The organism is Pseudomonas sp. RSB 5.4, assembly GCF_037126175.1.
GTDB classification, from domain to species: domain Bacteria; phylum Pseudomonadota; class Gammaproteobacteria; order Pseudomonadales; family Pseudomonadaceae; genus Aquipseudomonas; species Aquipseudomonas fluorescens_H.
The window spans coordinates 4,684,937-4,710,000 of sequence record NZ_CP146986.1; the positions used below are offsets into that span (position 1 = coordinate 4,684,937).

General features: G+C 60.5%; 30 protein-coding genes (1 of these 30 cut by a window edge). 11 read left to right on the top strand and 19 right to left on the bottom strand.

Annotation, left to right across the window (positions count from 1 at the left end):
- Positions 1-9 precede the first annotated feature (9 nt).
- Together V9L13_RS21255 and prlC are read right to left on the bottom strand one after the other, a co-directional pair.
- Positions 10-294 (bottom strand): YheV family putative zinc ribbon protein, encoded by a 285-nt coding sequence (locus V9L13_RS21255; RefSeq protein WP_003220371.1) that lies wholly within the window; start codon positions 292-294, stop codon positions 10-12.
- Complete coding sequence (prlC, locus tag V9L13_RS21260; protein ID WP_338800461.1) at positions 291-2,342, bottom strand: oligopeptidase A; 2,052 nt, start codon at positions 2,340-2,342, stop codon at positions 291-293. The genes V9L13_RS21255 and prlC overlap by 4 nt, the downstream gene beginning before the upstream one ends.
- A gap of 88 nt (positions 2,343-2,430) precedes the next feature.
- Here prlC and V9L13_RS21265 point away from each other — a divergent pair, with 88 nt between their 5' ends.
- Entirely contained in the window at positions 2,431-2,976 is a 546-nt protein-coding gene (locus V9L13_RS21265) for a gamma carbonic anhydrase family protein (protein ID WP_103519928.1), read from the top strand.
- Positions 2,977-3,004: 28 nt separating this feature from the next.
- Entirely contained in the window at positions 3,005-3,655 is a 651-nt protein-coding gene (locus V9L13_RS21270; protein ID WP_226500679.1) for an HAD family hydrolase, read from the top strand.
- Between the two features lie 100 nt (positions 3,656-3,755).
- Here V9L13_RS21270 and V9L13_RS21275 read toward each other — a convergent pair whose 3' ends face one another.
- The gene (locus V9L13_RS21275; RefSeq protein ID WP_338800462.1) at positions 3,756-4,832 is read right to left on the bottom strand and encodes an aminopeptidase; all 1,077 of its coding nucleotides are present in this window, start codon (positions 4,830-4,832) and stop codon (positions 3,756-3,758) included.
- Between the two features lie 58 nt (positions 4,833-4,890).
- Between V9L13_RS21275 and V9L13_RS21280 the strand changes: the two genes are divergently transcribed.
- Entirely contained in the window at positions 4,891-5,313 is a 423-nt protein-coding gene (locus V9L13_RS21280) for a hypothetical protein (protein ID WP_003220379.1), read from the top strand.
- Positions 5,314-5,353: 40 nt separating this feature from the next.
- Positions 5,354-5,773 (top strand): hypothetical protein, encoded by a 420-nt coding sequence (locus V9L13_RS21285; RefSeq protein WP_338800463.1) that lies wholly within the window; start codon positions 5,354-5,356, stop codon positions 5,771-5,773.
- A 6-nt stretch (positions 5,774-5,779) separates the two neighbouring features.
- Here the strand turns inward: V9L13_RS21285 and V9L13_RS21290 are convergent, their stop codons facing one another.
- Entirely contained in the window at positions 5,780-6,019 is a 240-nt protein-coding gene (locus tag V9L13_RS21290; protein WP_338800464.1) for a DUF1161 domain-containing protein, read from the bottom strand.
- Positions 6,020-6,232: 213 nt separating this feature from the next.
- A complete protein-coding gene (locus V9L13_RS21295; RefSeq protein ID WP_007962818.1) occupies positions 6,233-6,664 on the bottom strand; it encodes an OsmC family protein in 432 nt (143 codons plus the stop codon).
- 240 nt (positions 6,665-6,904) lie between these two features.
- Here V9L13_RS21295 and V9L13_RS21300 point away from each other — a divergent pair, with 240 nt between their 5' ends.
- Entirely contained in the window at positions 6,905-7,906 is a 1,002-nt protein-coding gene (locus tag V9L13_RS21300) for an LLM class flavin-dependent oxidoreductase (protein ID WP_103483943.1), read from the top strand.
- 171 nt (positions 7,907-8,077) lie between these two features.
- Here V9L13_RS21300 and V9L13_RS21305 read toward each other — a convergent pair whose 3' ends face one another.
- Positions 8,078-8,308, bottom strand: a complete 231-nt coding sequence (locus V9L13_RS21305; RefSeq protein ID WP_226500676.1) for a DUF1161 domain-containing protein — start codon at positions 8,306-8,308, stop codon at positions 8,078-8,080.
- Positions 8,309-8,432: 124 nt separating this feature from the next.
- Positions 8,433-8,648, bottom strand: coding sequence for a dodecin (locus V9L13_RS21310; RefSeq protein WP_003220389.1), 216 nt, complete (start codon positions 8,646-8,648; stop codon positions 8,433-8,435).
- A 157-nt stretch (positions 8,649-8,805) separates the two neighbouring features.
- Here V9L13_RS21310 and V9L13_RS21315 point away from each other — a divergent pair, with 157 nt between their 5' ends.
- Positions 8,806-9,132, top strand: coding sequence for a DUF883 family protein (locus V9L13_RS21315; RefSeq protein WP_003220391.1), 327 nt, complete (start codon positions 8,806-8,808; stop codon positions 9,130-9,132).
- Here the strand turns inward: V9L13_RS21315 and V9L13_RS21320 are convergent.
- A complete protein-coding gene (locus tag V9L13_RS21320) occupies positions 9,105-10,022 on the bottom strand; it encodes a LysR family transcriptional regulator (RefSeq protein ID WP_338800465.1) in 918 nt (305 codons plus the stop codon). The genes V9L13_RS21315 and V9L13_RS21320 overlap by 28 nt on opposite strands.
- A 114-nt stretch (positions 10,023-10,136) precedes the next feature.
- On the opposite strand from V9L13_RS21320, the gene trpB reads away from it, so the two are divergent.
- From trpB to V9L13_RS21335, 3 genes are all read left to right on the top strand, one after another.
- Positions 10,137-11,369 (top strand): tryptophan synthase subunit beta, encoded by a 1,233-nt coding sequence (gene trpB / locus V9L13_RS21325; protein WP_338800466.1) that lies wholly within the window; start codon positions 10,137-10,139, stop codon positions 11,367-11,369.
- Entirely contained in the window at positions 11,369-12,181 is an 813-nt protein-coding gene (gene trpA / locus V9L13_RS21330) for a tryptophan synthase subunit alpha (protein WP_338800467.1), read from the top strand. Before trpB ends, trpA begins: the two co-directional genes overlap by 1 nt.
- Before the next feature lie 122 nt (positions 12,182-12,303).
- Complete coding sequence (locus V9L13_RS21335; RefSeq protein ID WP_338800468.1) at positions 12,304-12,729, top strand: anti-virulence regulator CigR family protein; 426 nt, start codon at positions 12,304-12,306, stop codon at positions 12,727-12,729.
- A gap of 46 nt (positions 12,730-12,775) precedes the next feature.
- Here the strand turns inward: V9L13_RS21335 and V9L13_RS21340 are convergent, their stop codons facing one another.
- From V9L13_RS21340 to V9L13_RS21390, 11 genes are all read right to left on the bottom strand, one after another.
- Positions 12,776-14,737: a DUF4105 domain-containing protein gene (locus V9L13_RS21340; RefSeq protein ID WP_338800469.1), complete on the bottom strand. Its 1,962-nt coding sequence runs from the start codon at positions 14,735-14,737 to the stop codon at positions 12,776-12,778.
- Positions 14,734-15,054 carry a DUF2388 domain-containing protein gene (locus V9L13_RS21345; protein ID WP_003220401.1) on the bottom strand — a complete coding sequence of 107 codons (321 nt, stop codon included), beginning with the start codon at positions 15,052-15,054 and terminating at the stop codon, positions 14,734-14,736. The genes V9L13_RS21340 and V9L13_RS21345 overlap by 4 nt, the downstream gene beginning before the upstream one ends.
- A 43-nt stretch (positions 15,055-15,097) precedes the next feature.
- Positions 15,098-15,403 carry a DUF2388 domain-containing protein gene (locus tag V9L13_RS21350; RefSeq protein WP_003220403.1) on the bottom strand — a complete coding sequence of 102 codons (306 nt, stop codon included), beginning with the start codon at positions 15,401-15,403 and terminating at the stop codon, positions 15,098-15,100.
- A gap of 108 nt (positions 15,404-15,511) precedes the next feature.
- Positions 15,512-15,829: a DUF2388 domain-containing protein gene (locus V9L13_RS21355; RefSeq protein ID WP_003220405.1), complete on the bottom strand. Its 318-nt coding sequence runs from the start codon at positions 15,827-15,829 to the stop codon at positions 15,512-15,514.
- A gap of 134 nt (positions 15,830-15,963) precedes the next feature.
- The gene (locus V9L13_RS21360) at positions 15,964-16,173 is read right to left on the bottom strand and encodes a DUF1127 domain-containing protein (RefSeq protein WP_103483936.1); all 210 of its coding nucleotides are present in this window, start codon (positions 16,171-16,173) and stop codon (positions 15,964-15,966) included.
- A 255-nt stretch (positions 16,174-16,428) separates the two neighbouring features.
- Entirely contained in the window at positions 16,429-16,644 is a 216-nt protein-coding gene (locus V9L13_RS21365) for a DUF1127 domain-containing protein (RefSeq protein ID WP_003220409.1), read from the bottom strand.
- Positions 16,645-16,965: 321 nt separating this feature from the next.
- Positions 16,966-18,459 (bottom strand): acetyl-CoA hydrolase/transferase family protein, encoded by a 1,494-nt coding sequence (locus tag V9L13_RS21370; protein WP_003220411.1) that lies wholly within the window; start codon positions 18,457-18,459, stop codon positions 16,966-16,968.
- Positions 18,460-18,673: 214 nt separating this feature from the next.
- Positions 18,674-20,107, bottom strand: coding sequence for an NAD(P)(+) transhydrogenase (Re/Si-specific) subunit beta (locus V9L13_RS21375; RefSeq protein ID WP_338800470.1), 1,434 nt, complete (start codon positions 20,105-20,107; stop codon positions 18,674-18,676).
- Positions 20,107-20,427: an NAD(P) transhydrogenase subunit alpha gene (locus V9L13_RS21380; protein ID WP_003220416.1), complete on the bottom strand. Its 321-nt coding sequence runs from the start codon at positions 20,425-20,427 to the stop codon at positions 20,107-20,109. Before V9L13_RS21380 ends, V9L13_RS21375 begins: the two co-directional genes overlap by 1 nt.
- A gap of 15 nt (positions 20,428-20,442) precedes the next feature.
- Complete coding sequence (locus tag V9L13_RS21385; RefSeq protein ID WP_003220418.1) at positions 20,443-21,564, bottom strand: Re/Si-specific NAD(P)(+) transhydrogenase subunit alpha; 1,122 nt, start codon at positions 21,562-21,564, stop codon at positions 20,443-20,445.
- Positions 21,565-21,998: 434 nt separating this feature from the next.
- The gene (locus V9L13_RS21390; protein ID WP_045122242.1) at positions 21,999-22,898 is read right to left on the bottom strand and encodes a LysR family transcriptional regulator; all 900 of its coding nucleotides are present in this window, start codon (positions 22,896-22,898) and stop codon (positions 21,999-22,001) included.
- Between the two features lie 157 nt (positions 22,899-23,055).
- Between V9L13_RS21390 and V9L13_RS21395 the strand changes: the two genes are divergently transcribed.
- Together V9L13_RS21395 and V9L13_RS21400 are read left to right on the top strand one after the other, a co-directional pair.
- Entirely contained in the window at positions 23,056-24,237 is a 1,182-nt protein-coding gene (locus tag V9L13_RS21395; RefSeq protein ID WP_338800471.1) for an acyl-CoA dehydrogenase, read from the top strand.
- Between the two features lie 13 nt (positions 24,238-24,250).
- On the top strand, positions 24,251-25,064 hold the 5' portion of the coding sequence (locus V9L13_RS21400; protein WP_338800472.1) for a CaiB/BaiF CoA-transferase family protein. Its footprint extends 407 nt past the window's final position; the window shows 814 of its 1,221 coding nt (coding positions 1-814); it begins with the start codon at positions 24,251-24,253; the stop codon falls past the right edge of the window.

The window sequence follows — 25,064 nt, forward strand, 5'->3', positions numbered from 1 at the left end:
GTCGCCGGCTCAGTCTTCGGACTTTTTCTTCAGTTTCGGATTCGGGAAAAACTGCACGGCCTGGACCGTCTTGTCCGCCGCCGGCTTGAGCGCGCTGGTATTGACCCGCGTGCCCAGTTCCTTGGGAACCGACAACCCCTGCTCGTTCAGCGTATCCGAGTAACCGCAGGCCACGCACTCGCGGTGCGGCACGCTGTCCTCGTTCCACATCATCAGTTTGTCCGGCTCGCTGCACGCCGGGCAGACAGCCCCGGCGATAAAGCGCTTCTTGGTAATCACAGGTGCCTCACTCATGCTGCTGCGTCCTCACTCAGGCCGCTATGGCGCAAGAGTGCGTCAATCGATGGCTCACGGCCACGGAAGTCGACGAACAGCACCATCGGCGCCTGCGAACCGCCACGCGCCAGAATCGCTTCGCGGAAGGCGCGCCCGGTCTCGGCGTTGAGCACGCCGTCTTCTTCGAACTTGGAGAAGGCATCGGCTGACAGCACTTCCGCCCACTTGTAGCTGTAGTAACCCGCCGCGTAACCGCCGGCGAAGATGTGCGCGAAGCTGTTGGGGAAGCGGTTGTACGCCGGTGGACGCATCACCGACACCTCATCGCGCACGCCCTCCAGCACCTGGGCCACGCTGCGACCGTCACCGTGGGTGGCGTGCAGTTCGAAGTCGAACAGCGAGAATTCCAGCTGCCGCACCATCATCAGCCCAGACTGGAAGTTCTTCGCTGCGAGCATTTTTTCCAGCAGGTCTTGCGGCAGTGGTTCGCCGGTTTCGTAGTGACCGGAGATCAGCGCCAGGCCTTCCGGCTCCCAGCACCAGTTTTCCATGAACTGGCTTGGCAGCTCGACCGCATCCCACGCCACGCCGTTGATCCCGGAGACACCGGCGTGATCAACGCGGGTCAGCAGGTGATGCAGGCCATGGCCGAATTCATGGAACAGGGTGGTCACTTCATCGTGGGTCAGCAGCGCAGGCTTGCCGCTGTCGGCCGGGGTGAAGTTACACACCAGGTTCGCCACCGGGCTTTGCAGCACGCCGTCGACGGTGCGGCGACGGTCGCGGGCGCCGTCCATCCACGCACCGCCGCGCTTGTTGGCGCGTGCATACAGGTCGAAGAAGAAGCGGCCGACATGCTGGCCGTTTTCCTTGATTTCGAACAGGCGCACGTCCGGGTGCCAGGTATCGAAGCCTTTCAGTTCAGCGATTTCGATGCCGTACAGGCGCTGGACGATGGCGAACAGACCGCCGAGGACTTTATCGATCGGGAAGTAGGCGCGCAGCGTTTCCTGAGCGACGCTGTAGCGTTGCTCGCGGAGTTTTTCCCCGTAGAAACCGCTGTCCCAGCTTTGCAGATCAGCGCAGCCCTGCTCGGCGGCGTAGGCGCGCAGCTGCTGCAGATCCTGCGCGGCGAACGGCTTGCTGCGCTTGGCCAGGTCGCGCAGGAAGCTCAGCACCTGATCGCTGGACTCGGCCATTTTGGTCGCCAGGCTCAGCTCGGCGAAACTGGCGAAGCCCAGCAGCTTGGCCAGCTCCTGACGCAGGTCGAGGATCTCTTCCATCACCGGGCCGTTGTCGTTCTGACCGGCGTTCGGGCCTTGATCCGACGCACGGGTGCAGTAGGCGGCGTAGACTTCTTCACGCAGCGCACGGTCCTGCGCGTAGGTCATCACCGCGTAGTAGCTCGGGAATTCCAGTGTGATCAGCCAGCCGTCGAGGCCTTTGGCCTGCGCGGCGGCGGCCATTTGCGCCTTGGCCGAATCGGTCAGGCCGGCGAGGGCGGCTTCGTCGGTGACGTGCTTGGTCCAGGCTTGCGTGGCGTCGAGCAACTGGTTGGAGAAGCGGCTGCCCAGCTCGGACAGTTTGCTCTGCACTTCGGCGTAACGCTTCTGTTCGGCTTCCGGCAGGTCGATACCCGACAGACGGAAATCGCGCAGGGCGTGTTCCAGAATGGTTTTTTGCGCCACATCGAAACCGGCGGCTTCCGGGCTGTTGGCCAACGCTTCATAAGCCTGGAACAATTCGCGGTTCTGGCCCATCTCGGTGGAATAGGCGCTCAGGGCCGGCAGGCACGACTCGTAGGCTTCGCGCAGTTCTGCGCTGTTGCACACGGCGTTGAGGTGGCTGACCGGACTCCAGGCAGCGCCGAGGCGATCGTTGAGTTCGTCCATCGCCAGCACCAGGCCGGCCCACGTCGGATTCTGGCCCTGGGTCTTGAGAATTTCGGCGATGGCGGCGCGGTTGTCGGCCAGGATCGTTTCGATGGCTGGCAGCACGTGTTCGGCACGGATCGTGGAGAACGGCGGCAGGTCGTAGGACTGCAGAAGAGGGTTGTTCACGCTCACGGTTGGCACCTTGGCTGGGGAAACATTGCCCCATCTTAATTACAATCGACACTCACCGCAGCTATCGGCGACAGAGAGAGAACTTATCGTGCCCGTTCGCAAGTACCAGAATCACACCCCGCAACTCGGCAAAGGCGCGTTTGTCGACGCCTCGGCGGTGGTGATCGGCGACGTCGAAATCGGCGAAGACAGCTCCGTCTGGCCGCTGACCGTGATCCGTGGCGACATGCACCGCATCCGCATCGGTGCGCGCACCAGCGTGCAGGACGGCTGCGTGCTGCACATCACCCACGCCGGACCGTTCAACCCGGACGGCTTCCCGCTGCTGATCGGCGATGACGTGACCATCGCCCACAAGGTCATGCTGCATGGCTGCAGCGTCGGCAGTCGCGTGTTGATCGGCATGGGCAGCATCGTCATGGACGGCGCGGTGGTCGAGGATGATGTGATCATCGGCGCCGGCAGCCTGGTGCCGCCGGGCAAGCGCCTGCAAAGTGGCTTTCTCTACGTGGGCAGCCCGGTGAAGCAGATCCGCCCGCTGACCGACAAGGAGCAAGCCTTCTTCACCTACAGCGCGGCGAACTACGTGAAGCTCAAGGACCTGCATCTGGCCGAAGGCTACGACCAGCTCTGAAACGACTTACACCTGCTCAGGATTTCTCATGCATTACCAGACCGTACTGTTCGACCTCGATGGCACCCTGACCGACCCGCGTGAAGGCATCACCCGTTCCATCCAGTTTGCCTTAAGCAAACTCGGCATCGACGAGCCGGACCTGACCAGGCTCGAACACTTCATCGGCCCGCCGCTGTTGCAGGCGTTCATGCAGTTCTATGGCTTCGACGAGGCCAAGGCCTGGCAAGCGGTGAATTTCTACCGCGAGCGCTTCAAGGTCACCGGCCTGTACGAAAACCGTGTGTTCGAGGGCGTCACGCCGCTGCTGGAAACCCTGAGCGGGCAAGGGCGACAGCTGTATATCGCGACCTCCAAACCTTGGGAGTTCGCCCGGGAAATCGCCCGGCACTTCGACTTCGCTAAACACTTCAAGGTGATCTACGGCAGTGAGCTGGATGGCACGCGGACCAACAAGGTCGAGCTGATTGCGCACCTGATCGCCGAAGAAGGGCTGGATCCGGCCAATACGCTGATGATCGGTGACCGCAAGCATGACCTGATCGGTGCGCGCAGCAACGGCGTGGATGCGGCGGCGGTGGGGTATGGGTTTGGCAGTTTTGAAGAGTTGAGTGCCGAGGCGCCGGCTTATCACTTTGAAACGCTGGCGGAGTTGCACCAGGCGTTTTTGCGGCGCTGATCAGTCAGTCTTCGCGAGCAAGCCCGCTCCCACAGAGTGAATGCATTTCAACTGTGGGAGCGGGCTTGCTCGCGAAGGGGCCGGTTCAGCCAATGCGCAATCAGGATTCGGCCAGCGCTCTAAGTGCCGCCTTACGCTCAGCCACCGGCAGCTCACCCAGCCTCTCGACCTCAGCATAAAACCGCGGCCAATCCCCCCCGACCTGCCTGAACAACGCTGCAAACGCCGGCACCCACTGGTCATACAGCCCGAACGGCAACAACCGCGCATTATTCAACGGCGCATTGACCCAAGTGTCATAACGCTTGTCGCCGCCCCACTGGCTGTCGCGCATCACCCGGTAATTCTGGCGAAACCGCTCGAACTCCGCCGCTTTGCGCGCGCGCATCTGTTCGGCTGGCAGCGGCTGCGTATAGAGCTTCTCCAGACGTGAACGGGTCTCGAGCACCAGTACGGTGAACTGGTCGCGCTGGGTGATCAACGAGCTGTTCTCCGGCGGCAAGCCGCGAAACGCGCGCCACTGGCGGGTGCCTTCCTGTTCGACGAAGGTGGCGTAAGACTCGTTGAACTCGGTGTCGTCTTTCACGTAGAAGCGCTGGTGCGCCAGTTCGTGAAAGATCAGCGTGGCCACGCGTTCGTCGCCCCAGCCCATCATCGAATTGAGAATCGGGTCATTGAACCAGCCGAGCGTCGAGTAGGCCTCGACGCCGCCAATCGACACGTCCATGCCCTGCAGGCGCTGGAGCGCCGCCTCGCCACGGGCCGCGCTCTGACTGTAATAGCCGCGGTAGGCCACGCACCCGGCAATCGGGAAGCAATGGCTCTGGGGCGTCAGGGAAAACTCCGGAGTGGCGAACACGTTCCACACCACATAGGGCCGGCCGATGTCAGCGTACAGCCGATAGCTCTGGTTGTCCGGCAGGTGCAAGTGCTCGCTGGCGAAGACTCGGGCCTTTTGCGACTGGACCAGGTGCGCGCGCAATGTTGCGTCGCGGCTCGGGTCGGCAATCACCTCCGCCACCGGCTCACGCGCCCGCAGCAACTGCAACTGGCCGCCAGCCAACTGGCTGTAATAGCTGACGCTGGAACAACCGTTGAGCAACAAAAGCATCACACCCGGAAACAAAATCCGAAAAACGCGATCAAGTAACCCATGGCTTGGAAGCGGCCTGCTCAAAATAAAAATCCTTTGGAAAGTCTGCCCGCAAGACTATCCCGCCATTTGGAGCTTCGCTATGCGCATGTTGATGCTGACAGGAGGCCTGCTGACGCTGGCCGGTTGTGCCGGATTCGGAATGCCCGATCCTGACCCCTCGCAAGCCTGGATCGATCTCGATGCCCGGCAACAGGACACCGCGCTGCAAGCGCTGAAAGTCGATGACAAGGTGACCGTCGACAAACGTTATTTTGAAGTTGAGCCCGGCAGCCACCAATTGCAGGTGCGCTATCAATTCCCGGTCGAAGCCACCAACATCGGCCCCGATGCCGAACCGCTGTGGCGCGACTGCCAGTTGAATGTGAAATTCAAGGACTTCAACGCCGGTCAGCGTTATCAGCTGCAAGCTGGCAGCATCGGTTTCCGGCCATGGGCCAAGCTCTATGACGAGCAACACAATGTGGTCGGCCAGGGCACACCGGCAGGCTGTCAGCGCACTTGATCGGGGTTATGCTTAAGGTCTGAATCCTGAGACATCCATCATGCGCAAGTTGATGCTGTTGCTCGCGTTTGGCGTCATCGCCGGCTGCCAGACCCCATTGCCACCGGTCGATCCACAAATGGCCTGGGTCGATTTCTCGACGCCGACCCCGGGCGGCAAATTGCTCATGGCCGAGCGCCTGGACAATCAACGCCTGAGCGACGGGCGTTTCTTCCAGGTCACCCCCGGCAGCCATGAGCTGCGGGTGCGTTACGACTTCGAAGTGTTTGGCGGCGGCGGCAGTCTGATGACCGGTCCTGTCGAGCGACTGTGCTATCTGTACATCCGCTACGACCATTTCGAGGCCGGGCAACGTTACATGCTGGAGGGCCGTTCACTCGGCTTCACACCAAGCGCCCGGTTATACAACGCCAGGCACGAAATCGTCGCCGAGGATCGCGACATCGACTGCCTCAGCTGAGACGGATCAGATGCCGTTTTTCTGATAGATGACCGCTTTGGTGCCGTACTCGCAGGTACCGACGACCATCGCCGCGTCGTGTTTGTCGGCCTCTTCCTTGCTGACGATTTCCAGTGTGTAGGAGGGCACGGCATTCGCCTGGATCTTGATTTCGATTTCTTTCTTGAGTTCTTCGCAGTCTTTGGGTGCGGCGAGAACCGAGGTGGCCAGTGCACTGCAGAGGATCGCCAAGCCAATACGTTTCATTTTGAAGCTCCGTGGGGCAGCGCGCACGGGCGTGCACTGAACCTGCTGTCACTTATTCGACCATATTTTTGCAGCGCGGGTTCTGACTTCGCTCACATCTTCAGAGACGGTGGTGCTATTCAGATCGCCTTCGCGAGCAAGCCCGCTCCCACATTGGAATGCATTTCAAAGGTGGGAGCGGGCTTGCTCGCGAATAGGTCAGTCAGCGCTGACTCAGCTGACCAGCGAAGCCTCAAGGGTAATCTTCGCATTCAACACCTTGGACACCGGGCATCCTTCCTTGGCCTTGTTGCTCAGCTCTTCAAACTGCGCCTGAGTAGCGCCCGGGATTTTCGCCTTGAGGATCAACTTGATCGCGGTGATGGCAAAGCCACCTTCGACCTGATCCAAGGTGACTTCAGCCTGGGTGTCGATGCTCTCGGCCTTCAGGCCCGCATCACCGAGAATCATCGAGAACGCCATGGAAAAACAGCCGGCATGCGCCGCGCCGATCAGTTCTTCCGGGTTGGTGCCCTTGCCGCCTTCGAAGCGGGCCTTGAAGCCGTACGGCGCTTCTCTGAGCACGCCAGTCTCGGTAGAGATCGAGCCGATGCCGGTTTTCAGATCGCCTGCCCAATGCGCGGATGCTTTCTTCACGATAGCCATGTCTGCCTCCTCAAGATCTGGCGCGGAACGCCGCGCCGTCGTGGTTTTTGCTTGCAAGGCTTCTGAGGATAGACGCCGGGACAAAGTTCAGCCCGAGTGAATCGTTGACTTTTTTAGTAGGATTTTTCCCTCAGGTATTGAAACTCGGGTATATGCCCTCATTGCACAGAACACGCTTATGAATTCGGCAGGTTTTCGTTCGCAAGAAAAAACCTGCAGACCACTCGGAGACGCAGGTTTATGAAGCAACTGTCCGATGTAAAGTTTTCCACCCTCGATCTGGTGCCCGTGCGCGAGAACGGCAGCCCGGCGCAATCGCTGCGCAATTCGCTGGATCTGGCGCAGCATGTCGAGAAATTCGGCTATACGCGCTTCTGGGTCGCCGAACACCACAACATGGATGGCATCGCCAGCTCCGCCACCTCGGTGCTGCTGGGGTATCTGGCCGGCGGCACCTCGACAATTCGTGTCGGCTCCGGCGGGGTGATGCTGCCCAACCACGCGCCGCTGGTGATCGCCGAGCAGTTCGGCACTCTCGAAAGCCTGTATCCGGGACGCATCGATCTGGGTCTGGGCCGCGCGCCCGGCTCCGACCAGATGACTGCCCGCGCCCTGCGCCGCGAACGCTCCGGCAGTGCCGATGATTTCCCGGAAGACGTCGCCGAGCTGGCGCGCTTCCTCGGCCCGCGCACCCCGGATCAACGGGTGATCGCCATGCCCGGCACCGGCACCAACGTGCCGATCTGGTTGCTCGGTTCCAGCCTGTTCAGCGCGCAACTGGCCGGTGAGCGCGGTTTGCCTTACGCCTTCGCCTCGCATTTCGCCCCGCGTTTCATGCACGAGGCGATTCGCGTCTATCGCAACCACTTCAAGCCGTCGGCCGTACTCGACAAGCCTTATGTGATGCTCGGTGTGCCGCTGGTGGCGGCCGATACCGATGAGCAGGCCGACTACCTGGCGACCTCGGTGTACCAGCGCATTCTCGCGTTGATGCGTGGGCAAAGTCTGGTGCAGCGCCCGCCGGTGAAGAGCATGGATGGCCTATGGCTGCCCCATGAGCGAGAAGCGGTGGGTGATTTCCTTGGCCTGGCGATGGTCGGCAGCCCGCAGAAAATCCGCGCGAAGCTGGAGGTACTGGTCGAGCAGACGCAGGCTGATGAGCTGATCTTCACGTGCGACCTGTATGAGCATGCCGATCGCTTGCACTCCTACGAACTGCTGGCTCAAGTCATGAAGGGTTGACTCTGGAATACGGCCCTTGTGGGAGCGGGCTTGCTCGCGAAGACGGAGTGTCAGACACCTTGGATGTCGGCTGACATAACGCTTTCGCGAGCAAGCCCGCTCCCACATTGGGAATGTGTTGCCCACAAAAAAGCCGACGCCTTCGCGTCGGCTTTTGCATTTCAAGTGCGATCAACCGCGTTTGTAGACGATTAATTTACTGCCACCTTCGCAGGTGCCGACGGTTTGGCCATTGGCACCGGTATTGCCGGCCTTGTCGACAATCTGCAGCGCGTAACCATGTACGCCTTTGGCTTCCAGCTTGTCCTTGATTTCCTTCTCCAACTGATCACACGGCTTGCCAGCAGCAAACGCGCCACCCGCAAGGCTCAACAAACCTACTGCCAATATGAACTTCTTCATCGGTCGCACTCCCTGGTCGGATTAAAAGAGGCGGGCACCGGCGGTGCCGATGCGCTCACCTTGTAGCGCTTTGCCATTCCTATGGCACTCGGCCAGCGCGCAAGTTCAGAAGCGTAGCCCAAACTCAGCTGCTGGCAATGCGGAAGCCGACTTTGAGTGTTACCTGGAAATGCGCCGCCTTGCCGTCCTTGATGTGGCCACGGGTATCGACCACTTCAAACCATTCCAGATGCTTGATGCTCTTGTTGGCTTCGGCCAGCGCGTTGTTGATGGCGTCTTCGATGCTGCTGGTGGACGAGCCGACCAGCTCGACTTTCTTGTACGTGTGATGGTCACTCATGGCGATCTCCTGGATGTGTGGATTTGAGACTAGCAGTGAATCTGCACTGATGATTTCGGCGGCTCGATGCAAGTGAAGTTCAGATTTTCTGCACTTTCTCAAACCGCTGAAGTCCCAAACAACACACGCCACTCATCACCAATGCAGGAGAGCCACCATGGCCAACACCTCTTTACGTAAAGCCTCGTTGCAAAGCATGGAAGCCGAGATCGAGAGTCTGCTCAAATCGTTGGAAAGCTTGAAAGACGACGCTTCGGACGAGTCGCGCAAGACCCTCAAGGCGCTCAAGAGCAACGCTGAAAGCGCGCTGAAACATTCGCGCAGCCTGCTCAGCGATGCCTATGAAGAAGTCAAAGTGAAAACCCGCGAGACCGGCATCGCCACCCGCGATTACGCTCAGGAACATCCTTGGACCACCGCCGGTGTGGCAGTCGGTGCAATCGGTCTGCTGGCCGCTTACTTGCTGTTCAAGCGCGGCGAGTGATCCGACTGGCGCAGCTCATTCTTGAGCCACTGCGCCAGTTGCCGGGCGCGCCCGTCTGCGGCGCGCTTGGGTAGCCACAACGCCAGTTGCGCCGGGGTTTCGCAAAAGCCCCACGGCGCAACCAGGCGACCGGCCTTCAAGTCCTCGGCCACCAGCGGCTCTGGCGCGATCGCCACGCCGAGTCCGGCCACTGCGGCTTCCAGCAGATAATACAAATGCTCAAAACCTTGCCCCGACTTCAACGCCTTGGCGTCGAGGTGATTTTGCTGTGCCCAGCTCGGCCAGGCTTGCGGGCGCGATGTGGTGTGCAGCAGCGGTTCGCTGAGCAAGGCGGACGCCGGCGCGGTTTGCAGGCGCTGATAACCGCTGAACAGCGGGCTCATCACCGGCCCGATGCGTTCCGCCGCCAACTCGTACACCTGCATGTCGGCCGGCCATGGCGGCTCGGCGAACAGCAGCAAGGCATCGAGTCCGGGGCGCCGCGGGTCGAGATCGCCTTCACCAGCCGACAGATGCAGACGCAAGTCCGGCAAGTCCGCGTTGAGTCGTCCCAGGCGTGGAATAAACCAGCGCGCCAACAGACTGCCGGAGCAGCCGAGTACAAACGGCGCATCAGCGGTGCTCTGCGTCAGCTCGGCGCAGACGCTGCGCAAGCGATCAAAGGCCTCACCGCTGGCGTCCCGCAGACGCACTCCGGCATCTGTGAGTTTCAAGCCGCGGCCGTCCTTGACGAACAAGCTGACGCCGAGGTGCTCTTCCAGCACCTTGAGCTGACGGCTAACCGCGCCGTGGGTGACGTGCAGCTGTTCGGCCGCCTGACTGACGCTGTTCAGTCGGGCGGTGGCTTCGAACGCGCGCAAGGCATTCAACGGTGGAAGGTCGTGGCTCATGGTATCTGTGAGTTTTCCTGACAGGTTGCGGCGATCTTATCGGTTTTCAGCCTGGAAGGTCAGGGGTAGAGTGGACGCCATTGTCTTCTTACCCGAATTCACCTGGAGCACATCATGACCCAGACTTCGAACACCTCCAACCTGCGTAGCGGCCCGGACGATAACGGCCTGTTTGGCGCGTTCGGCGGCCGCTACGTGGCGGAAACCCTGATGCCGTTGATCCTCGATCTGGCCCGTGAATACGAAACGGCCAAGGAAGATCCGGCATTCAAAGAAGAACTGGCCTATTTCCAGCGTGATTACGTCGGACGTCCGAGCCCGCTGTACTTCGCCGAGCGTCTGACCGAGTTCTGCGGCGGCTCGAAGATCTACCTCAAGCGCGAAGAGCTGAACCACACCGGCGCGCACAAGATCAACAACTGCATCGGCCAGATCCTGCTGGCGCGGCGCATGGGCAAGAAACGCATCATCGCCGAGACCGGCGCTGGCATGCACGGCGTGGCGACGGCCACCGTGGCCGCACGTTTCGGTCTGGACTGCGTGATCTACATGGGCACCACTGACATCGAGCGTCAGCAGGCCAACGTGTTCCGCATGAAGCTGCTGGGCGCCGAAGTGATCCCGGTAGTGGCCGGCACCGGCACCCTGAAAGACGCGATGAACGAAGCGCTGCGTGACTGGGTGACCAACGTCGACAGCACCTTCTACCTGATTGGCACCGTGGCCGGCCCGCACCCGTATCCAGCCATGGTGCGCGACTTCCAGGCGGTGATCGGCAAGGAAACCCGCGAGCAGCTGCAAGCTCAGGAAGGTCGTCTGCCGGACAGCCTGGTGGCGTGCATCGGCGGCGGTTCCAACGCCATGGGCCTGTTCCACCCGTTCCTTGACGACCAGAGCGTCGAAATCATCGGCGTCGAAGCGGCCGGTTACGGCATCGAAACCGGCAAACATGCGGCCAGCCTCAACGGCGGCGTACCGGGTGTGCTGCACGGCAACCGCACGTTCCTGCTGCAAGACGACGATGGCCAGATCATCGACGCCCACTCGATTTCCGCCGGCCTCGACTACCCAGGCATCGGCCCCGAGCACGCCTGGTTGCATGATATCGGCCGCGTCCAGTACACCTCGGTGACCGACGACGAAGCCCTCGCCGCGTTCCACCAGTGCTGCCGCCTCGAAGGCATCATCCCGGCGCTGGAAAGCGCTCATGCGTTGGCTGAAGTATTCAAACGCGCGCCAAAACTGCCGAAGGATCACCTGATGGTGGTCAACCTGTCCGGCCGTGGCGACAAAGATATGCAGACCGTCATGCACCATATGGAACAGTCGAAGCAGGAGAAACACTGATGAGCCGCCTGCAAACCCGTTTTGCCGACCTCAAAGAACAGAATCGCGCCGCGCTGGTGACCTTCGTCACCGCCGGTGATCCGGACTACGACACCTCGCTGGCGATCCTCAAAGGTTTGCCGGGTGCTGGCGCCGACGTGATCGAGCTGGGCATGCCGTTCACTGACCCGATGGCCGACGGCCCGGCGATTCAACTGGCGAACATCCGTGCATTGGGCGCCAAGCAGAATCTGGCGAAAACCCTGCAAATGGTTCGCGAGTTTCGCGAAGGCAACAGCGACACGCCGCTGGTGCTGATGGGCTACTTCAACCCGATCCACATGTATGGCGTTGAACGTTTCATCGCTGACGCCAAGGAAGCGGGCGTCGACGGTCTGATCGTGGTCGACATGCCGCCGGAGCACAACAATGAACTGTGCGATCCGGCGCAGGCTGCGGGCCTGGACTTCATCCGCCTGACCACCCCGACCACCGACGATGCGCGTCTGCCGAAGGTGCTCAACGGCAGTTCCGGGTTTGTTTACTACGTGTCGGTGGCCGGTGTGACCGGTGCCGGTGCGGCAACCCTGGAACACGTCGAGGAAGCGGTGACTCGTCTGCGTCGACACACTGACCTGCCGATCAGCATCGGTTTCGGTATCCGGACTCCGGAGCAGGCGGCGTCCATCGCTCGTTTGGCCGACGGTGTGGTGGTGGGTTCGGCACTGATCGATCATATCGCCAATGCGACCACGCCGGCCCAGGCTGTCGATGGTGTGCTGGGTCTGTGCAAAGCGCTGTCCGAAGGCGTGCGTCAGGCCCGCGTCAGCTGAAAGTAAAGTTCCTGATACAGAGGAATTAGCGTCTCGCTGCGCAACCTAATGAGCAAGACCGAGGGATTCAGAACCACGTTCTGAATCCCTTTTTGCTGTTAGTGCAGTGAGGAAAAACCCCCATGAAAATGCCGAAACGTCTGATTGCCAGTCTGGGCGTGCTGATGATCAGCGCGACACCGCTGCTCGCCAGCGCCGATCAGCGTGACGATTATGGCCACGGCGGCCCGCCACAGGGCCATTACGATAATCGCGGCCCGCAGAACGACCACCGCGGCGGCCCACCGCGCGACTTCGGGCCGATCCGTCAGACCATTCGCGACAATCACGGCTACTTCGTTCGCGGTGCCCCACCACCTCCAGGCATCCGCCTGGAACGAGGCCGGCCGCTTCCTCATGGCTACTATGGGGAACGGCTGGACGGTCGGGCTTTGAGTCGCTTGCCGGTGTACCCGGGGTATGAATGGCGCCGTGCCGGCGGTGACATTGTGCTGATCGCGGTAGGTACCGGGATCGTCTACGAAATTCTGGACGGTGTTTTGAACTGATCGACAGACCCTAAAAAGATCGCAGCCCTACGGCTGCGATTTTTTTTCAGGGCAGCTCAAGTCCGCCGGATGCCTTGTGCAATTTGCGCAAATGCTCGCCAACCTGCTTCACGTTGGCCTCGCAGGCAGCAATTTCCGCAGCGCGCTTGGGCTCCAGCAGTGCCCGTACTTCTTTGTCCAGGTCGCCGCTCAGCGCCAGCAGTTGTTTCTGGCGCTGGCTGCTTTCAGCTTCCAGACGACCGAATTCGCTTGGCTGCGGCAGGCCGTAGCCATGGGAGTCGAGCAACTCCGCCGGACGGCTGAGGAAGCCGCTGTTGGCAAGAATCTCCTGCAAGGTCGCGTTGGCTTTGTCCATGCCACCGTTTTCCAGCTCCCGAGCGCCGAGGTAGCGCTGCTTGACCTCATCCTGGGCCAGCAATAACTGGCGACGGTAGCTCGCCTGTTCCAGCAGCAACAACGCGGCACTGGTGCGCAGGTCTGCACGCTCGAACCACTGACGACGTTCTTCGGCGGAAAGTGAGAGCCACTCTTCGACACTGGTCTGTTTGATCGGCAACTGCTTCTTCAACACATCGAACATCGCCTGATAGCGATCACGGAACGAGTCGAATCGGTAGCCCAGCCGCAAGGCCTCTTTCGGATCTTCCAGCACGCTGGTGTCGGCCAGGCCACGGCCTTTGAGCACTTCGAGCAAACCGTTGGGCATGATGCTGTCCAGACCGACGAGTTGCTTGTTGTTGCTGCCGCTGCGCAGCAGTTTCAGGCTTTCCACGGCGCAGTTGTTGGACAGGAAGAAGTAGTTGCCGTCGTAGCTCCAATGCATCTCGGCGGCGTGTTCGACCACCTCTTCAATCTCGGTACGCGACAGGTTCAGGGGTACCGAAGCGAGGCTGCGCATTTCGGTTTTGGTGTACTCGTCGATCACTTGCGCCAGTGGCAGTACGAACAGCCGCGACGGGTACTTGCCGACCAGTCCATCCCAGCTAGACAGCTGCACATCACCGACGAAAGCGCGGTAGGACAGCACCAGATGTTGATCCAGATCGAGCCGGCAATCCGGACCCCGTGGTCGGCCGGGTGCACAGATCACCAGGCGCAACATGCTGTGGCCCCAGCGGCTGACCCAGTTCTGGTTGGCCTCCGCCAGCAGGTAGTCGACGGCGTAAACCCGTTCCGGATCGACCTGGCCCAGCGGCTGTTTGGCAAAGTCGTTACCGGCGTTGAGAAACGCAAAGGTCTTGCTGCAGGTGTCCTTGGCGGGCGGGGTCCAGCCAAAGCGTTCCTGGTAGTAGCGATAGAGCGCCGGACGCCGACAGGCGTAGCTCGGGTCGAGGAGGAAATACTCCATGTTGACCGCGACGAACTCCTTGGGGCTGGAGATCTCGTAAAGGTCCGGGCTGCGGGCGATCTGCCGGTTGTGCTGTTCGCGCTCGCCGCGGCGCCCGACGTATTGCTGCCAGCCGGCGAGGTCGAGCAGGCGTGGGTCATCGCTGAGGGTGAAGCGGCGACCGTTCTGGCCGCGACATTCATCGGGAATGCCGATCAGGCCCGCGCTGTTGCTGCGCCGAGTGCAGCGCTGGATCAGCGTGCGTTCGGCGGCGGGCCACAGGCGGGCGCGGTCATAAATGTGGGTGAGTTCGTGCAGCACGGTTGCCAGCAGTTCCTGGCGCACGGTGCCGTGGGGGCGGTTGGTTTTCTCTTTGGCCGCGCTACCGTCGGTGAGGCCGGCGAGCAGTTTGCGGTTCAGATCGAGTTCGGAGACCAGCGCCGCTTCGCCATAGGCGTTGTCGGGCATTTCGTCGGTCCAGCCGACATCAATGCGCCGGTCCAGTTGCTCGATGAAGCGCGGCGGCAATTTCTGCATCGCTTCATCGAGCAGCGCCTGGCTGGCCTGTTGTTCGGCAGGGCTCAGACCGTCGGTCTTGAGCCGCAATTGCAGGCTGGCGTGGGCGCTGTTGCCCAGGAGCAACAACGCGCTGGCCAGCAGCCAGGCGCTGAGTGACTTCACAGGGCGAGAATGGCTTCGGCCAATACCTGGTCGCTAGCGTCGCGGGCTTCCGGCACGCGGCTGCGCAAGGTATTGAAGGCCGCTTCGAGGTTGGCGCCACGAATGTCGCCATTGCTGGCGACGAAGCTGGCGGCATCGTCGTGGGCTTCACGGATGATTTTCGAGTCGCGAATCGAGGTGGTGGTGTCTGAGGTGAAATCAACGGTGCGCTGGGAGGCGCGAACGATGATGTTACTGGTGGCTACCAGGGTGTGCGCCTGGGCCACATCGGCCAACAACAACAGGCCAAGGGCGGCAGCAATCAGCGGGCTACGCATGGAACGACTCCGGAGGGGCAATGTTAACGAGGGATCAGGATAGCTATTGGACGAGAATTGCCTGCGCCAGTTCAAGGTCGCCAGCATGAAGTTTTGGTCGGCTCTTGCGTAGGTAATGCAGTGCGGATTCGAGCTGCGCGCCTCGCAATTCACCGTCACTGGCAACAAACGCAGCCGCATCATCGTGAGCAGCGATGATCAGTTTACGGTCGAACGGTGCGGAAGACACCATGCCGGTCGCCCAAAGGCTGACCACGGTGTTTTGCGTGGAGACATCAAAGGCATCGACCGACGTCGCCCAGCAGGCGCTGATCAGGACAGAAGGGAAAAGCAGTTTGAGTAAACGCATGGGGCTCGATAGCTGTTAACGAGCCCCAAGGCTAGCGCAAACGCCCGGGCCAGAGCCAGCGGCGAAACATCGGGACACGTCTTGCGTGTCCCTTCAAGCAATGCAGGATCAGATCGCCAGGATGGCTTGCGCCAGTTGAGCGTCAGTCGCGTTCAATTGCGGTGCCTGGTGGCGAATAAGGTCCAGAGCGCTTTCCAATTTCACGCCGCGGATCTGGCCTTCGCTGGCGACGAAGCTGGCAGCGTCGTCCCGAGCGGCGATTACAACCTTGTTGTCGCGCAGGGACGAGGTGGCATCGGAGGTGGCGTCGGAAGAGGACTTCAATGCGCCAACCACTGCGTCGGTGGTCACGATGAAGCTGGATGCGCTGGCATTGGCAGCCACGGCCAGCAAGGCGGCAGCGCTGAGCAGGCGAAGACGGGACATGGTGGATCTCCTGAAAGTAAACCGTATAGAGAGGTGGCTTGTGTCTGATGAGTCAGACGCGGGTTACAGAAGATTCGCCACGTTCTGGCGGCGATATTAGGCCTGCGCGCCGGGTTCGCACAGTGGGCAAAATGCTAGCGCCAGAAGGGTTTCTCCAGTTCATTCAGTCGATCGGCGTGGCTTAAGCCCAGATCCGCCAGATCGCGGTTATCCAGTTGAGCCAGCAAGCGCCGCGTTCTGGCGCGCTCCAGCCCTTGCCACAGGCTTCGAAAAAGGCGCCGCAGCGGGTGTGAGTGAATGAGAGGTTGAGCCGAAATTTCCGAAACATCCTGTAAGTCTTTCATGGCGTTTCCCTTAAGCCGAGATGGGTTAAGGACATGCTGCGCCCGATGCAGTTTGGTCGGCAGATACACCAATGGAAAATTGTACTGGTTCAGATATTGATTGCTAGAAACTGTACTTGTACTTCCAAAACCAAGCTGTACGGGCGTTTTCGAACCCTGAAACGACAAGACCCGTCGCGGTTTCCCGCGACGGGTCTTGTTTGTTCGATTCGGGTTGCTGGCGGTGGGTCTAACGACCAGAGCCAGCGACGCTACTTAGCGCCAGAACGGCTTGCTCAGCTCTTCGTAGCGTTGTGCTTCGCTGATACCGGCGTCAGCCAGCAGACGCGAATCCAGACGAGCCAGTTGGTGGCGGCTGGAGATGCGGCGCTGCCACAACATCAGGTTGGCGATAACGCGCAGAGGCAGGGAAGCCTGGGTTTTTGCAGCTTTGTCTTCGAAGAACAGTTCGGAACTGAGTGTACGTTCCATGGTTGACATCCTTCCGCTTGTGGCGGGATCAGGTAGTGGTTTGACTGGTGCCCATGATCCTCTCGTTTGCCTAGTCTCTCTAGATACAGTTCAACTGTATTGTGAGTGACCAGTTAACTGTTTATAGGGGGTGTACGGGTCAAAATTGAGCAAACTGTACCTGTCTGCACTTAACTGGTGCATTTTTGCTCGATTCGGGGGAGTTGGTAGGAAAAAGCTGTAGGAAAACACCGGTACAGTAGTACAGTTTTTTCCAGAAGAGGCTGATGAAAAAACCGCCGAAACAAACTGTGTTTGCATCGGCGGTTTTGACTGTATGAATTACACCGCCAGCATGTGCCCGGTTTCTTCCAGGTTTATGTGCCAGCTCAAGGCGTCACGCAGAATGTGCGGGGTGTGGCCACCGATGGCGCACGCTGCAGTGAAGTAGTCGTTCAGCGCCTGGCGATAGTCCGGGTGCACACAGTTGTCGATGATCACTCGGGCGCGTTCGCGTGGGGCCAGGCCGCGCAGGTCAGCCAGACCGACTTCGGTCACCAGAATGTCGACGTCATGCTCCGTGTGGTCAACGTGGCTGACCATCGGCACCACGCTGGAAATCGCGCCGCCCTTGGCGATCGATTTGGTCACGAACACCGCCAGGTGCGCGTTGCGCGCAAAGTCCCCCGAACCGCCGATACCGTTCATCATCCGCGTGCCGCAGACGTGGGTGGAGTTGACGTTGCCGTAGATGTCGAACTCCAGCGCGGTGTTGATGCCGATGATACCCAGGCGGCGCACCACTTCCGGGTGGTTGGAGATCTCCTGCGGACGCAGCACCAGTTTGTCCTTGTACTTCTCCAGGTTGCCGAACACGTCGCTGTTGCGCCGCTCCGACAATGTGATCGAGCTGCCCGACGCAAAGCTTAGCTTGCCGGCGTCGATCAGGTCGAAGGTCGAGTCCTGCAGCACTTCGGAGTACATGGTCAGGTCTTCGAACGGCGAGTCGATCAGGCCGCACATCACCGCGTTGGCGATGTTGCCGATCCCGGCCTGCAACGGGCCGAGCTTGTTGGTCATGCGCCCGGCGTCGACTTCCTGCTTGAAGAAGGTGATCAGGTGCTCGGCGATGGCGTTGGTGTCGACATCCGGTGTCGACACCGTGGACGGCGAGTCCGCCTGTTGGGTGATGACGATGGCGACAATTTTCTCCGGCGGGATTGGGATCGCGGTGCTGCCGATGCGATCGTCGACTTTCACCAGCGGAATCGGCGTGCGCGTCGGGCGATAGGTGGGGATATAGATGTCATGCAGGCCTTCGAGGTTGGCGTTGTGCGCCAGGTTGATCTCGACAATCACCTGCTTGGCGAAAATCGCGAAGCTCGCCGAGTTGCCCACCGAGGTGGTCGGCACGATGTGGCCTTGCTCGGTGATGGCCACGGCTTCGATCACCGCGATGTCCGGCAGCTTCAGTTGCTGGTTGCGCAGTTGCTCGACGGTTTCCGACAGGTGCTGGTCGATGAACATCACTTCGCCGGCGTTGATCGCCTTGCGCAAGGTGCTGTCGACCTGGAACGGCATGCGGCGCGACAGTACGCCAGCCTCGGTCAGTTGCTTGTCGAGGTCGTTGCCCAGGCTGGCGCCAGTCATCAGGCTGATCTTCAGCGGCGTGACCTTGGCTCGCTCGGCCAGTGCGTGAGGGACGGCTTTGGCTTCGCCAGCGCGGGTGAAGCCGCTCATGCCGACGGTCATGCCGTCTTCAATCAGCGCGGCGGCGTCGGCGGCGCTCATCACTTTATCCAACAACGAAGGCAGGCGAATACGGTCACGGTACATGGATTATTTTCTCGGGAAGCGAGTAGCAGGATGCGCAGTCTAGTGAATTTCACGGGCGCCTGTCCCGCTACCAAGGTCGCAAACGAGGCGTCTATTTAGCGGGTTTCAAGTAAAACACCGTTACTGGATCTGCAACAACGTGGCAAATTGTCCGACGTTTTGCGCAAACAAAAACGCCCCGACAAGTCGGGGCGTTGGGTGCCGCCACGGAGGATTACTCGACCGCTTTGACCATGTCTTCGATGACTTTCTTCGCGTCGCCGAAGACCATCATGGTCTTGTCCAGGTAGAACAGTTCGTTGTCCAGACCGGCATAGCCGCTGGCCATCGAGCGCTTGTTGACGATGATGGTCTTGGCCTTGAACGCTTCGAGAATCGGCATGCCGGCAATCGGCGATTTCGGATCGTTCTTCGCGGCCGGGTTGACCACGTCGTTGGCACCGAGCACCAGCACCACGTCGGCCTGGCCGAACTCGGAGTTGATGTCTTCCATCTCGAACACCTGGTCGTAAGGCACTTCGGCCTCGGCGAGCAGCACGTTCATGTGCCCCGGCATACGACCGGCCACCGGGTGGATTGCATACTTCACGGTCACGCCGCGATGGGTCAGCTTCTCGGTCAGCTCTTTCAAGGCATGCTGCGCGCGGGCCACCGCCAGGCCGTAACCCGGGACGATGATCACGGTGTCGGCGTTGGTCAGCAGGAACGTTGCGTCGTCGGCCGAGCCGGATTTCACCGGACGGGCTTCTTTCGCACCGGCCGGGCCAGCGTCAGCCGTGTTGCCGAAACCGCCGAGCAGTACATTAAAGAAAGAACGGTTCATCGCCTTGCACATGATGTACGAGAGGATCGCGCCGCTCGAACCCACCAGCGAACCGGCAATGATCAGCATCGAGTTGTTCAGCGAAAAGCCGATACCCGCCGCCGCCCAGCCCGAATAGCTGTTGAGCATCGACACCACCACCGGCATGTCGGCGCCACCGATCGGGATGATGATCAGCACGCCCATCACGAACGCCAGGGCCAGCATCAGTGCGAACGCTGCGAGGTTGCCGGTGAGCATGAAGGTCACGCCGAGCACCAGTGTCGCCAGACCGAGTACCGCGTTCAGCTTGTGCTGACCGGCAAACTGTACCGGCGCACCTTGGAACAGGCGGAACTTGTACTTGCCCGAGAGCTTGCCGAAGGCGATCACCGAACCGGAGAAGGTGATTGCACCAATCGCCGCGCCGAGGAACAGCTCCAGGCGGTTGCCCGCCGGAATCGAGTCGCCCAGTTGCTTGACGATGCCCAGCGATTGCGGCTCGACGACGGCGGCAATGGCGATGAACACCGCCGCCAGACCGATCATGCTGTGCATGAACGCGACCAGTTCCGGCATCTTGGTCATTTCAACGCGCTTGGCCATGATCGAACCGGCAGTGCCGCCGGTCAGCAGGCCGACGATCACGTAACCGATGCCGGCAGTTGCAAGCTCAGCACCGAGCTTATAGATGAGGCCGATGGTGGTGAGGATGGCCAGCGCCATGCCGAGCATGCCGAACAGATTGCCGCGCCGCGAGGTGGTCGGGTGCGACAGGCCTTTGAGGGCCTGGATGAAACAGATCGACGCGATCAGGTAGAGCGTCGTGACGAGATTCATGCTCATTACTTCGGCGCCTCTTCTTTTGCTTTCGGGGCTTTCTTCTTGAACATCTCAAGCATGCGGCGGGTGACCAGGAAGCCACCGAACACATTGACCGCAGCCAGCGCTACGGCGAGGGTGCCCATGGTCTTGCCCAGCGGCGTAACGGTGAGCGCGGCGGCCAGCATGGCGCCGACGATCACGATCGCCGAAATGGCGTTGGTCACTGCCATCAACGGCGTGTGCAGCGCAGGTGTAACGTTCCAGACCACGTGGTAACCGACATAAATCGCCAGCACGAAGATGATCAGGTTGTAGATACCGGGGGAGATAAGCTCTTCCATCGTCTGAATCCCTGCTTAGGCGTTTTTGCGGATGACTTGGCCGTCGCGGCACATCAGGCACGCGGCGACGATGTCGTCTTCGAGGTTGACGTCGAACTGGCCTTCTTTGGTGAACACCAGCTTGAGGAAGTCCAGCAGATTGCGTGCGTACAGCGCCGAGGCGTCTGCAGCGACTTCACCCGCCAGGTTGGTCGGGCCGACGATGGTCACGCCGTTCTCCACCACGACCTGATCAGCCACGGTCAGCGGGCAGTTGCCGCCCTGAGCTGCTGCGAGGTCGATGACCACCGAGCCTGGCTTCATCTGCGCCACGGTTTCCGCGCTCAGCAATACGGGTGCCTTGCGGCCCGGGATCAGTGCGGTGGTGATGACGATGTCGGCCTGCTTGGCGCGTTCGTGCACAGCCTGGGCCTGACGTTGCATCCAGCTCGCTGGCATCGGGCGAGCGTAACCGCCGACACCGACCGCGCATTCACGCTCTTCGTCAGTCTCGTAAGGCACATCGACGAACTTCGCGCCGAGGGATTCGATCTGTTCCTTCACTGCCGGACGCACGTCAGACGCTTCGATCACCGCACCCAGACGTTTCGCCGTGGCAATCGCCTGCAACCCGGCCACGCCCGCGCCGAGAATCAGCACGCGCGCCGCTTTCACGGTGCCCGCAGCGGTCATCAGCATCGGCATGAAGCGCGGATAGTAGTGCGCGGCCAACAACACAGCCTTGTAGCCGGCAATGTTCGCCTGCGACGACAGCACATCGAGACTCTGCGCCCGAGAGGTACGCGGCGCCGCCTCCAGGGCGAACGCAGTAATCCCGCACTCGGCCATTTTGGCGATGGTGTCGTTATTGAAGGGGTTGAGCATGCCCACCAGCACCGTGCCGCGCTTGATCAGCGCCAGTTCGGCGTCGCTGGGGGCGACCACTTTGAGAATCAGCTCGGCAGCGAACGCATCGTTGGCACTGCCAATGGTTGCGCCCGCCGCTTCATAGGCACTGTCGACAACGCTGGCTTTGACGCCAGCGCCGGTTTGCACAGTGACCTTATGACCTTGGCTGATCAGCTTTTTAATGGTTTCCGGGGTTGCAGCAACCCGTGTTTCACCGGTCTGGGTTTCGAGAGGAACACCAATGTGCACGTCAAATCTCCTGCGTGATCTTATTGAGTAAACCCAGGCACTGCGGATGGTGCGACTGGGGCGGCCGATCAGCACGATCCCGCCAAATCAGGGCGGGGCGCGGCATTTTGCAGGCGAACTTTATGCCCTTCAAGGGATTATGACGGGTGACGGAAAATTAACTACAAGTCATCCCGTGACCGAATGTCGCAGATGGCCAGCTGAATCCCTTGCAGGCCGTGCCTTGTAAGGATTCTGGCTGAATTTGAAAAAATTTCTCATCGGCGGCGTGAATAGGCCGTAATGAGTCGTGAATAGAGGCTCAAAGCCACGTCCGCAGGCGCTTGTGGGACGTCTGTACGACTTTCGGATACAGTCTGCGATTTTGCGACAAATACTTATATCTGTAGGGCTTTGATTTTCCTGACTACCGGGTTAGTAATCGCTGTAAGGCCTTATCCTTCTAGGCTGTAGCTGTTTGCCTGGTTGACCAGCCAATCGCGAAAAGCCTTGAGTGACGCCGATTCGACCTTTCGCTCCGGAATCATCAGGTAATACGCCTTGATGCTGGAGAGCGCACTCGGGTTGGCGATCACCAAGCGTTTCTCGGCCAGCTCGCGCTGAATCAGGAACGGTGGAATCAGCGCGATGCCCATGTCGTGCATGGCCGCTTGGGCCAGCATGGAGAATAGCTCGTAGCGCGGGCCTGTCATGTCGCGTGGGATGTTCAGGTTCAGGGAGTTGAACCACTGCCGCCAGGCGTAGGGACGGGTGGTTTGCTGCAACAGAGGCAGCTCGGCAATCTCGTTGGGTGTCAGATGTTTCTTGCTGCCGAGGAGAGCGGGGCTGCACACCGGCATCGGATTTTCGCCCATCAGCCTGTGGGATTCGGTACCCGACCAATCGGCGTCGCCAAAATAGATCGCCGCATCGAAATCAGTGTCGGCAAACAGGAACGGGCGGGTGCGGTTGGTCAGGTTGACCGTTACTTCCGGGTGTTTGAGCTGGAAGTCCTTGAGCCGTGGCAGCAGCCATTGCGTGCCGAAGGTGGGCACCACCGCCAGTTCGATCACATTTGTGCCCTGCTGGCCCATCACCGAAAGTGTGTCGCGCTCGACGGCGTCGAGTTGCATGGCCACCCGACGACTGTAGGAAAGGCCTGCTTCCGTCAGCTTCACTCCGCGTCGCGAGCGTCGGAACAGTTCCACACTGAGGAACTCCTCAAGGCTGGCGATCTGTCGGCAAATCGCGCCTTGGGTGAGGGAAAGTTCTTCGGCAGCCTTGGTAAAGCTTTCGTGCCGGGCGGCGGCTTCGAAACTGATCAGGGCCGTGGTACTGGGAATCTTCCTGCGCATGTACTGCAACCTCACTAATGCGCCGCATAAAAGGCATTCAGCGACGTTTCGGAGTGAGAAATTAGCACAACAGGATGCGAAATCCTCGTTTGCCGCGCTGGCGAACCGGGCCTAGGATCAATGCCACGTTAATTCACCGATTTGCGAGGACGCACTCATGGGCGGTAAAGCTAGCTTCAACTGGATCGATCCCCTGCTGCTGGATCAACAGCTCACCGAAGAGGAGCGCATGATCCGCGACACCGCCGCCCAATTCGCCCAGCAGAGCCTGGCGCCACGCGTGCTTGAAGCTTTCCGCCATGAGAAAACCGACCCGGCAATCTTCCGCGAAATGGGCGAAGTCGGCCTGTTGGGGGCGACCATTCCTGAGCAGTACGGTGGTAGCGGCTTGAACTACGTCAGCTACGGTCTGATCGCTCGTGAAGTGGAGCGCGTCGATTCCGGCTACCGTTCGATGATGAGCGTGCAGTCCTCGCTGGTGATGGTGCCGATCAACGAATTTGGCACTGAAGCGCAGAAACAGAAATACCTGCCGAAACTGGCGTCTGGCGAATGGATCGGCTGCTTCGGTCTGACTGAGCCAAACCACGGTTCCGACCCGGGCGCGATGATCACCCGTGCGCGCAAGGTCGACGGCGGCTACAGCCTGACCGGCGCCAAGATGTGGATCACCAACAGCCCGATCGCCGATGTGTTCGTGGTCTGGGCCAAGGACGATGCCGGCGACATCCGCGGCTTCGTACTGGAGAAAGGCTGGAAAGGCCTGAGCGCTCCAGCGATTCACGGCAAGGTCGGTCTGCGCGCATCGATCACCGGCGAAATCGTCATGGACAACGTATTTGTGCCGGAAGAGAACATCTTCCCGGACGTGCGCGGTCTGAAAGGCCCGTTCACCTGCCTCAATTCCGCACGCTATGGTATTTCCTGGGGTGCCTTGGGCGCTGCCGAGTTCTGCTGGCACACCGCTCGTCAGTACACCCTCGATCGTCAGCAGTTCGGGCGTCCACTGGCTGCCACTCAACTGATCCAGAGGAAGCTGGCCGACATGCAGACCGAAATCACTCTGGCCCTGCAAGGCTGTCTGCGTCTGGGGCGCATGAAGGACGAAGGAACCGCAGCGGTCGAGATCACCTCGATCATGAAGCGCAACTCCTGTGGCAAGTCGCTGGATATCGCCCGCATGGCCCGTGACATGTTGGGCGGCAACGGCATCTCCGATGAGTTCGGCGTGGCCCGTCACCTGGTCAACCTGGAAGTGGTGAATACCTATGAAGGGACCCACGACGTTCACGCGCTGATCCTCGGTCGCGCACAAACCGGTCTGCAGGCGTTCTATTAACAGGAGAGCGACCATGGGCGCGCTGTCGCATCTGCGGGTACTGGATTTATCGCGTGTGCTGGCCGGGCCGTGGGCCGGGCAGATTCTCGCCGACCTTGGCGCCGAGGTGATCAAGGTCGAGCGCCCGGGCAATGGCGATGACACGCGTGCCTGGGGGCCGCCCTTCCTTAAAGACGCTTATGGGGAGAACACCAGCGAGGCGGCCTATTACTTGTCGGCCAACCGCAACAAGCAATCGGTGACGATCGACTTCACTCGGCCTGAAGGGCAGAACCTGGTACGGGAGCTGGCGGCGAAGTCGGACATTCTGATCGAGAACTTCAAGGTCGGTGGGCTGGCTGCCTATGGGCTGGACTATGAGTCGCTGAAGGCGATCAATCCGGATCTGATCTATTGCTCGATCACTGGCTTCGGTCAAACCGGGCCGTATGCCAAGCGTGCGGGTTATGACTTCATGATTCAGGGGCTGGGCGGGCTGATGAGCCTGACCGGTCGCCCTGAAGGTGATGAAGGCGCCGGGCCGGTGAAGGTGGGAGTGGCGCTGACGGACATTCTTACGGGGCTGTATTCGACCGTGGCGATACTGGCGGCGCTGGCGCATCGTGATCACGACGGTGGCGGGCAACACATCGATATGGCTTTGCTGGATGTACAGGTCGCATGCCTGGCGAACCAGGCAATGAACTACCTGACTACCGGCAATGCGCCGAAACGTCTGGGCAATGCACACCCGAACATCGTGCCTTATCAGGACTTCCCGACGGCCGACGGTGATTTCATTCTTACCGTTGGCAATGACGGCCAGTTCCGCAAGTTTGCCGAGGTGG

What these genes read in the sequence shown, in the direction of transcription:
- V9L13_RS21315 (WP_003220391.1), top strand. Translation starts at nt 8,806, where the DNA reads ATGGCCAACACCTCTTTACGTAAAGCCTCGTTGCAAAGCATGGAAGCC.
- V9L13_RS21395 (WP_338800471.1), top strand. Translation starts at nt 23,056, where the DNA reads ATGGGCGGTAAAGCTAGCTTCAACTGGATCGATCCCCTGCTGCTGGAT.
- V9L13_RS21290 (WP_338800464.1), bottom strand. Translation starts at nt 6,019, where the DNA reads ATGAAACGTATTGGCTTGGCGATCCTCTGCAGTGCACTGGCCACCTCG.
- V9L13_RS21295 (WP_007962818.1), bottom strand. Translation starts at nt 6,664, where the DNA reads ATGGCTATCGTGAAGAAAGCATCCGCGCATTGGGCAGGCGATCTGAAA.
- V9L13_RS21370 (WP_003220411.1), bottom strand. Translation starts at nt 18,459, where the DNA reads ATGTACCGTGACCGTATTCGCCTGCCTTCGTTGTTGGATAAAGTGATG.
- V9L13_RS21280 (WP_003220379.1), top strand. Translation starts at nt 4,891, where the DNA reads ATGCGCATGTTGATGCTGACAGGAGGCCTGCTGACGCTGGCCGGTTGT.
- V9L13_RS21350 (WP_003220403.1), bottom strand. Translation starts at nt 15,403, where the DNA reads ATGCGTTTACTCAAACTGCTTTTCCCTTCTGTCCTGATCAGCGCCTGC.
- V9L13_RS21300 (WP_103483943.1), top strand. Translation starts at nt 6,905, where the DNA reads ATGAAGCAACTGTCCGATGTAAAGTTTTCCACCCTCGATCTGGTGCCC.
- V9L13_RS21345 (WP_003220401.1), bottom strand. Translation starts at nt 15,054, where the DNA reads ATGCGTAGCCCGCTGATTGCTGCCGCCCTTGGCCTGTTGTTGTTGGCC.
- V9L13_RS21380 (WP_003220416.1), bottom strand. Translation starts at nt 20,427, where the DNA reads ATGGAAGAGCTTATCTCCCCCGGTATCTACAACCTGATCATCTTCGTG.
- V9L13_RS21270 (WP_226500679.1), top strand. Translation starts at nt 3,005, where the DNA reads ATGCATTACCAGACCGTACTGTTCGACCTCGATGGCACCCTGACCGAC.
- V9L13_RS21355 (WP_003220405.1), bottom strand. Translation starts at nt 15,829, where the DNA reads ATGTCCCGTCTTCGCCTGCTCAGCGCTGCCGCCTTGCTGGCCGTGGCT.
- V9L13_RS21365 (WP_003220409.1), bottom strand. Translation starts at nt 16,644, where the DNA reads ATGGAACGTACACTCAGTTCCGAACTGTTCTTCGAAGACAAAGCTGCA.
- V9L13_RS21310 (WP_003220389.1), bottom strand. Translation starts at nt 8,648, where the DNA reads ATGAGTGACCATCACACGTACAAGAAAGTCGAGCTGGTCGGCTCGTCC.
- V9L13_RS21285 (WP_338800463.1), top strand. Translation starts at nt 5,354, where the DNA reads ATGCGCAAGTTGATGCTGTTGCTCGCGTTTGGCGTCATCGCCGGCTGC.
- trpA (WP_338800467.1), top strand. Translation starts at nt 11,369, where the DNA reads ATGAGCCGCCTGCAAACCCGTTTTGCCGACCTCAAAGAACAGAATCGC.
- V9L13_RS21305 (WP_226500676.1), bottom strand. Translation starts at nt 8,308, where the DNA reads ATGAAGAAGTTCATATTGGCAGTAGGTTTGTTGAGCCTTGCGGGTGGC.
- V9L13_RS21320 (WP_338800465.1), bottom strand. Translation starts at nt 10,022, where the DNA reads ATGAGCCACGACCTTCCACCGTTGAATGCCTTGCGCGCGTTCGAAGCC.
- V9L13_RS21390 (WP_045122242.1), bottom strand. Translation starts at nt 22,898, where the DNA reads ATGCGCAGGAAGATTCCCAGTACCACGGCCCTGATCAGTTTCGAAGCC.
- V9L13_RS21360 (WP_103483936.1), bottom strand. Translation starts at nt 16,173, where the DNA reads ATGAAAGACTTACAGGATGTTTCGGAAATTTCGGCTCAACCTCTCATT.
- V9L13_RS21375 (WP_338800470.1), bottom strand. Translation starts at nt 20,107, where the DNA reads ATGAGCATGAATCTCGTCACGACGCTCTACCTGATCGCGTCGATCTGT.
- V9L13_RS21335 (WP_338800468.1), top strand. Translation starts at nt 12,304, where the DNA reads ATGAAAATGCCGAAACGTCTGATTGCCAGTCTGGGCGTGCTGATGATC.
- trpB (WP_338800466.1), top strand. Translation starts at nt 10,137, where the DNA reads ATGACCCAGACTTCGAACACCTCCAACCTGCGTAGCGGCCCGGACGAT.
- V9L13_RS21255 (WP_003220371.1), bottom strand. Translation starts at nt 294, where the DNA reads ATGAGTGAGGCACCTGTGATTACCAAGAAGCGCTTTATCGCCGGGGCT.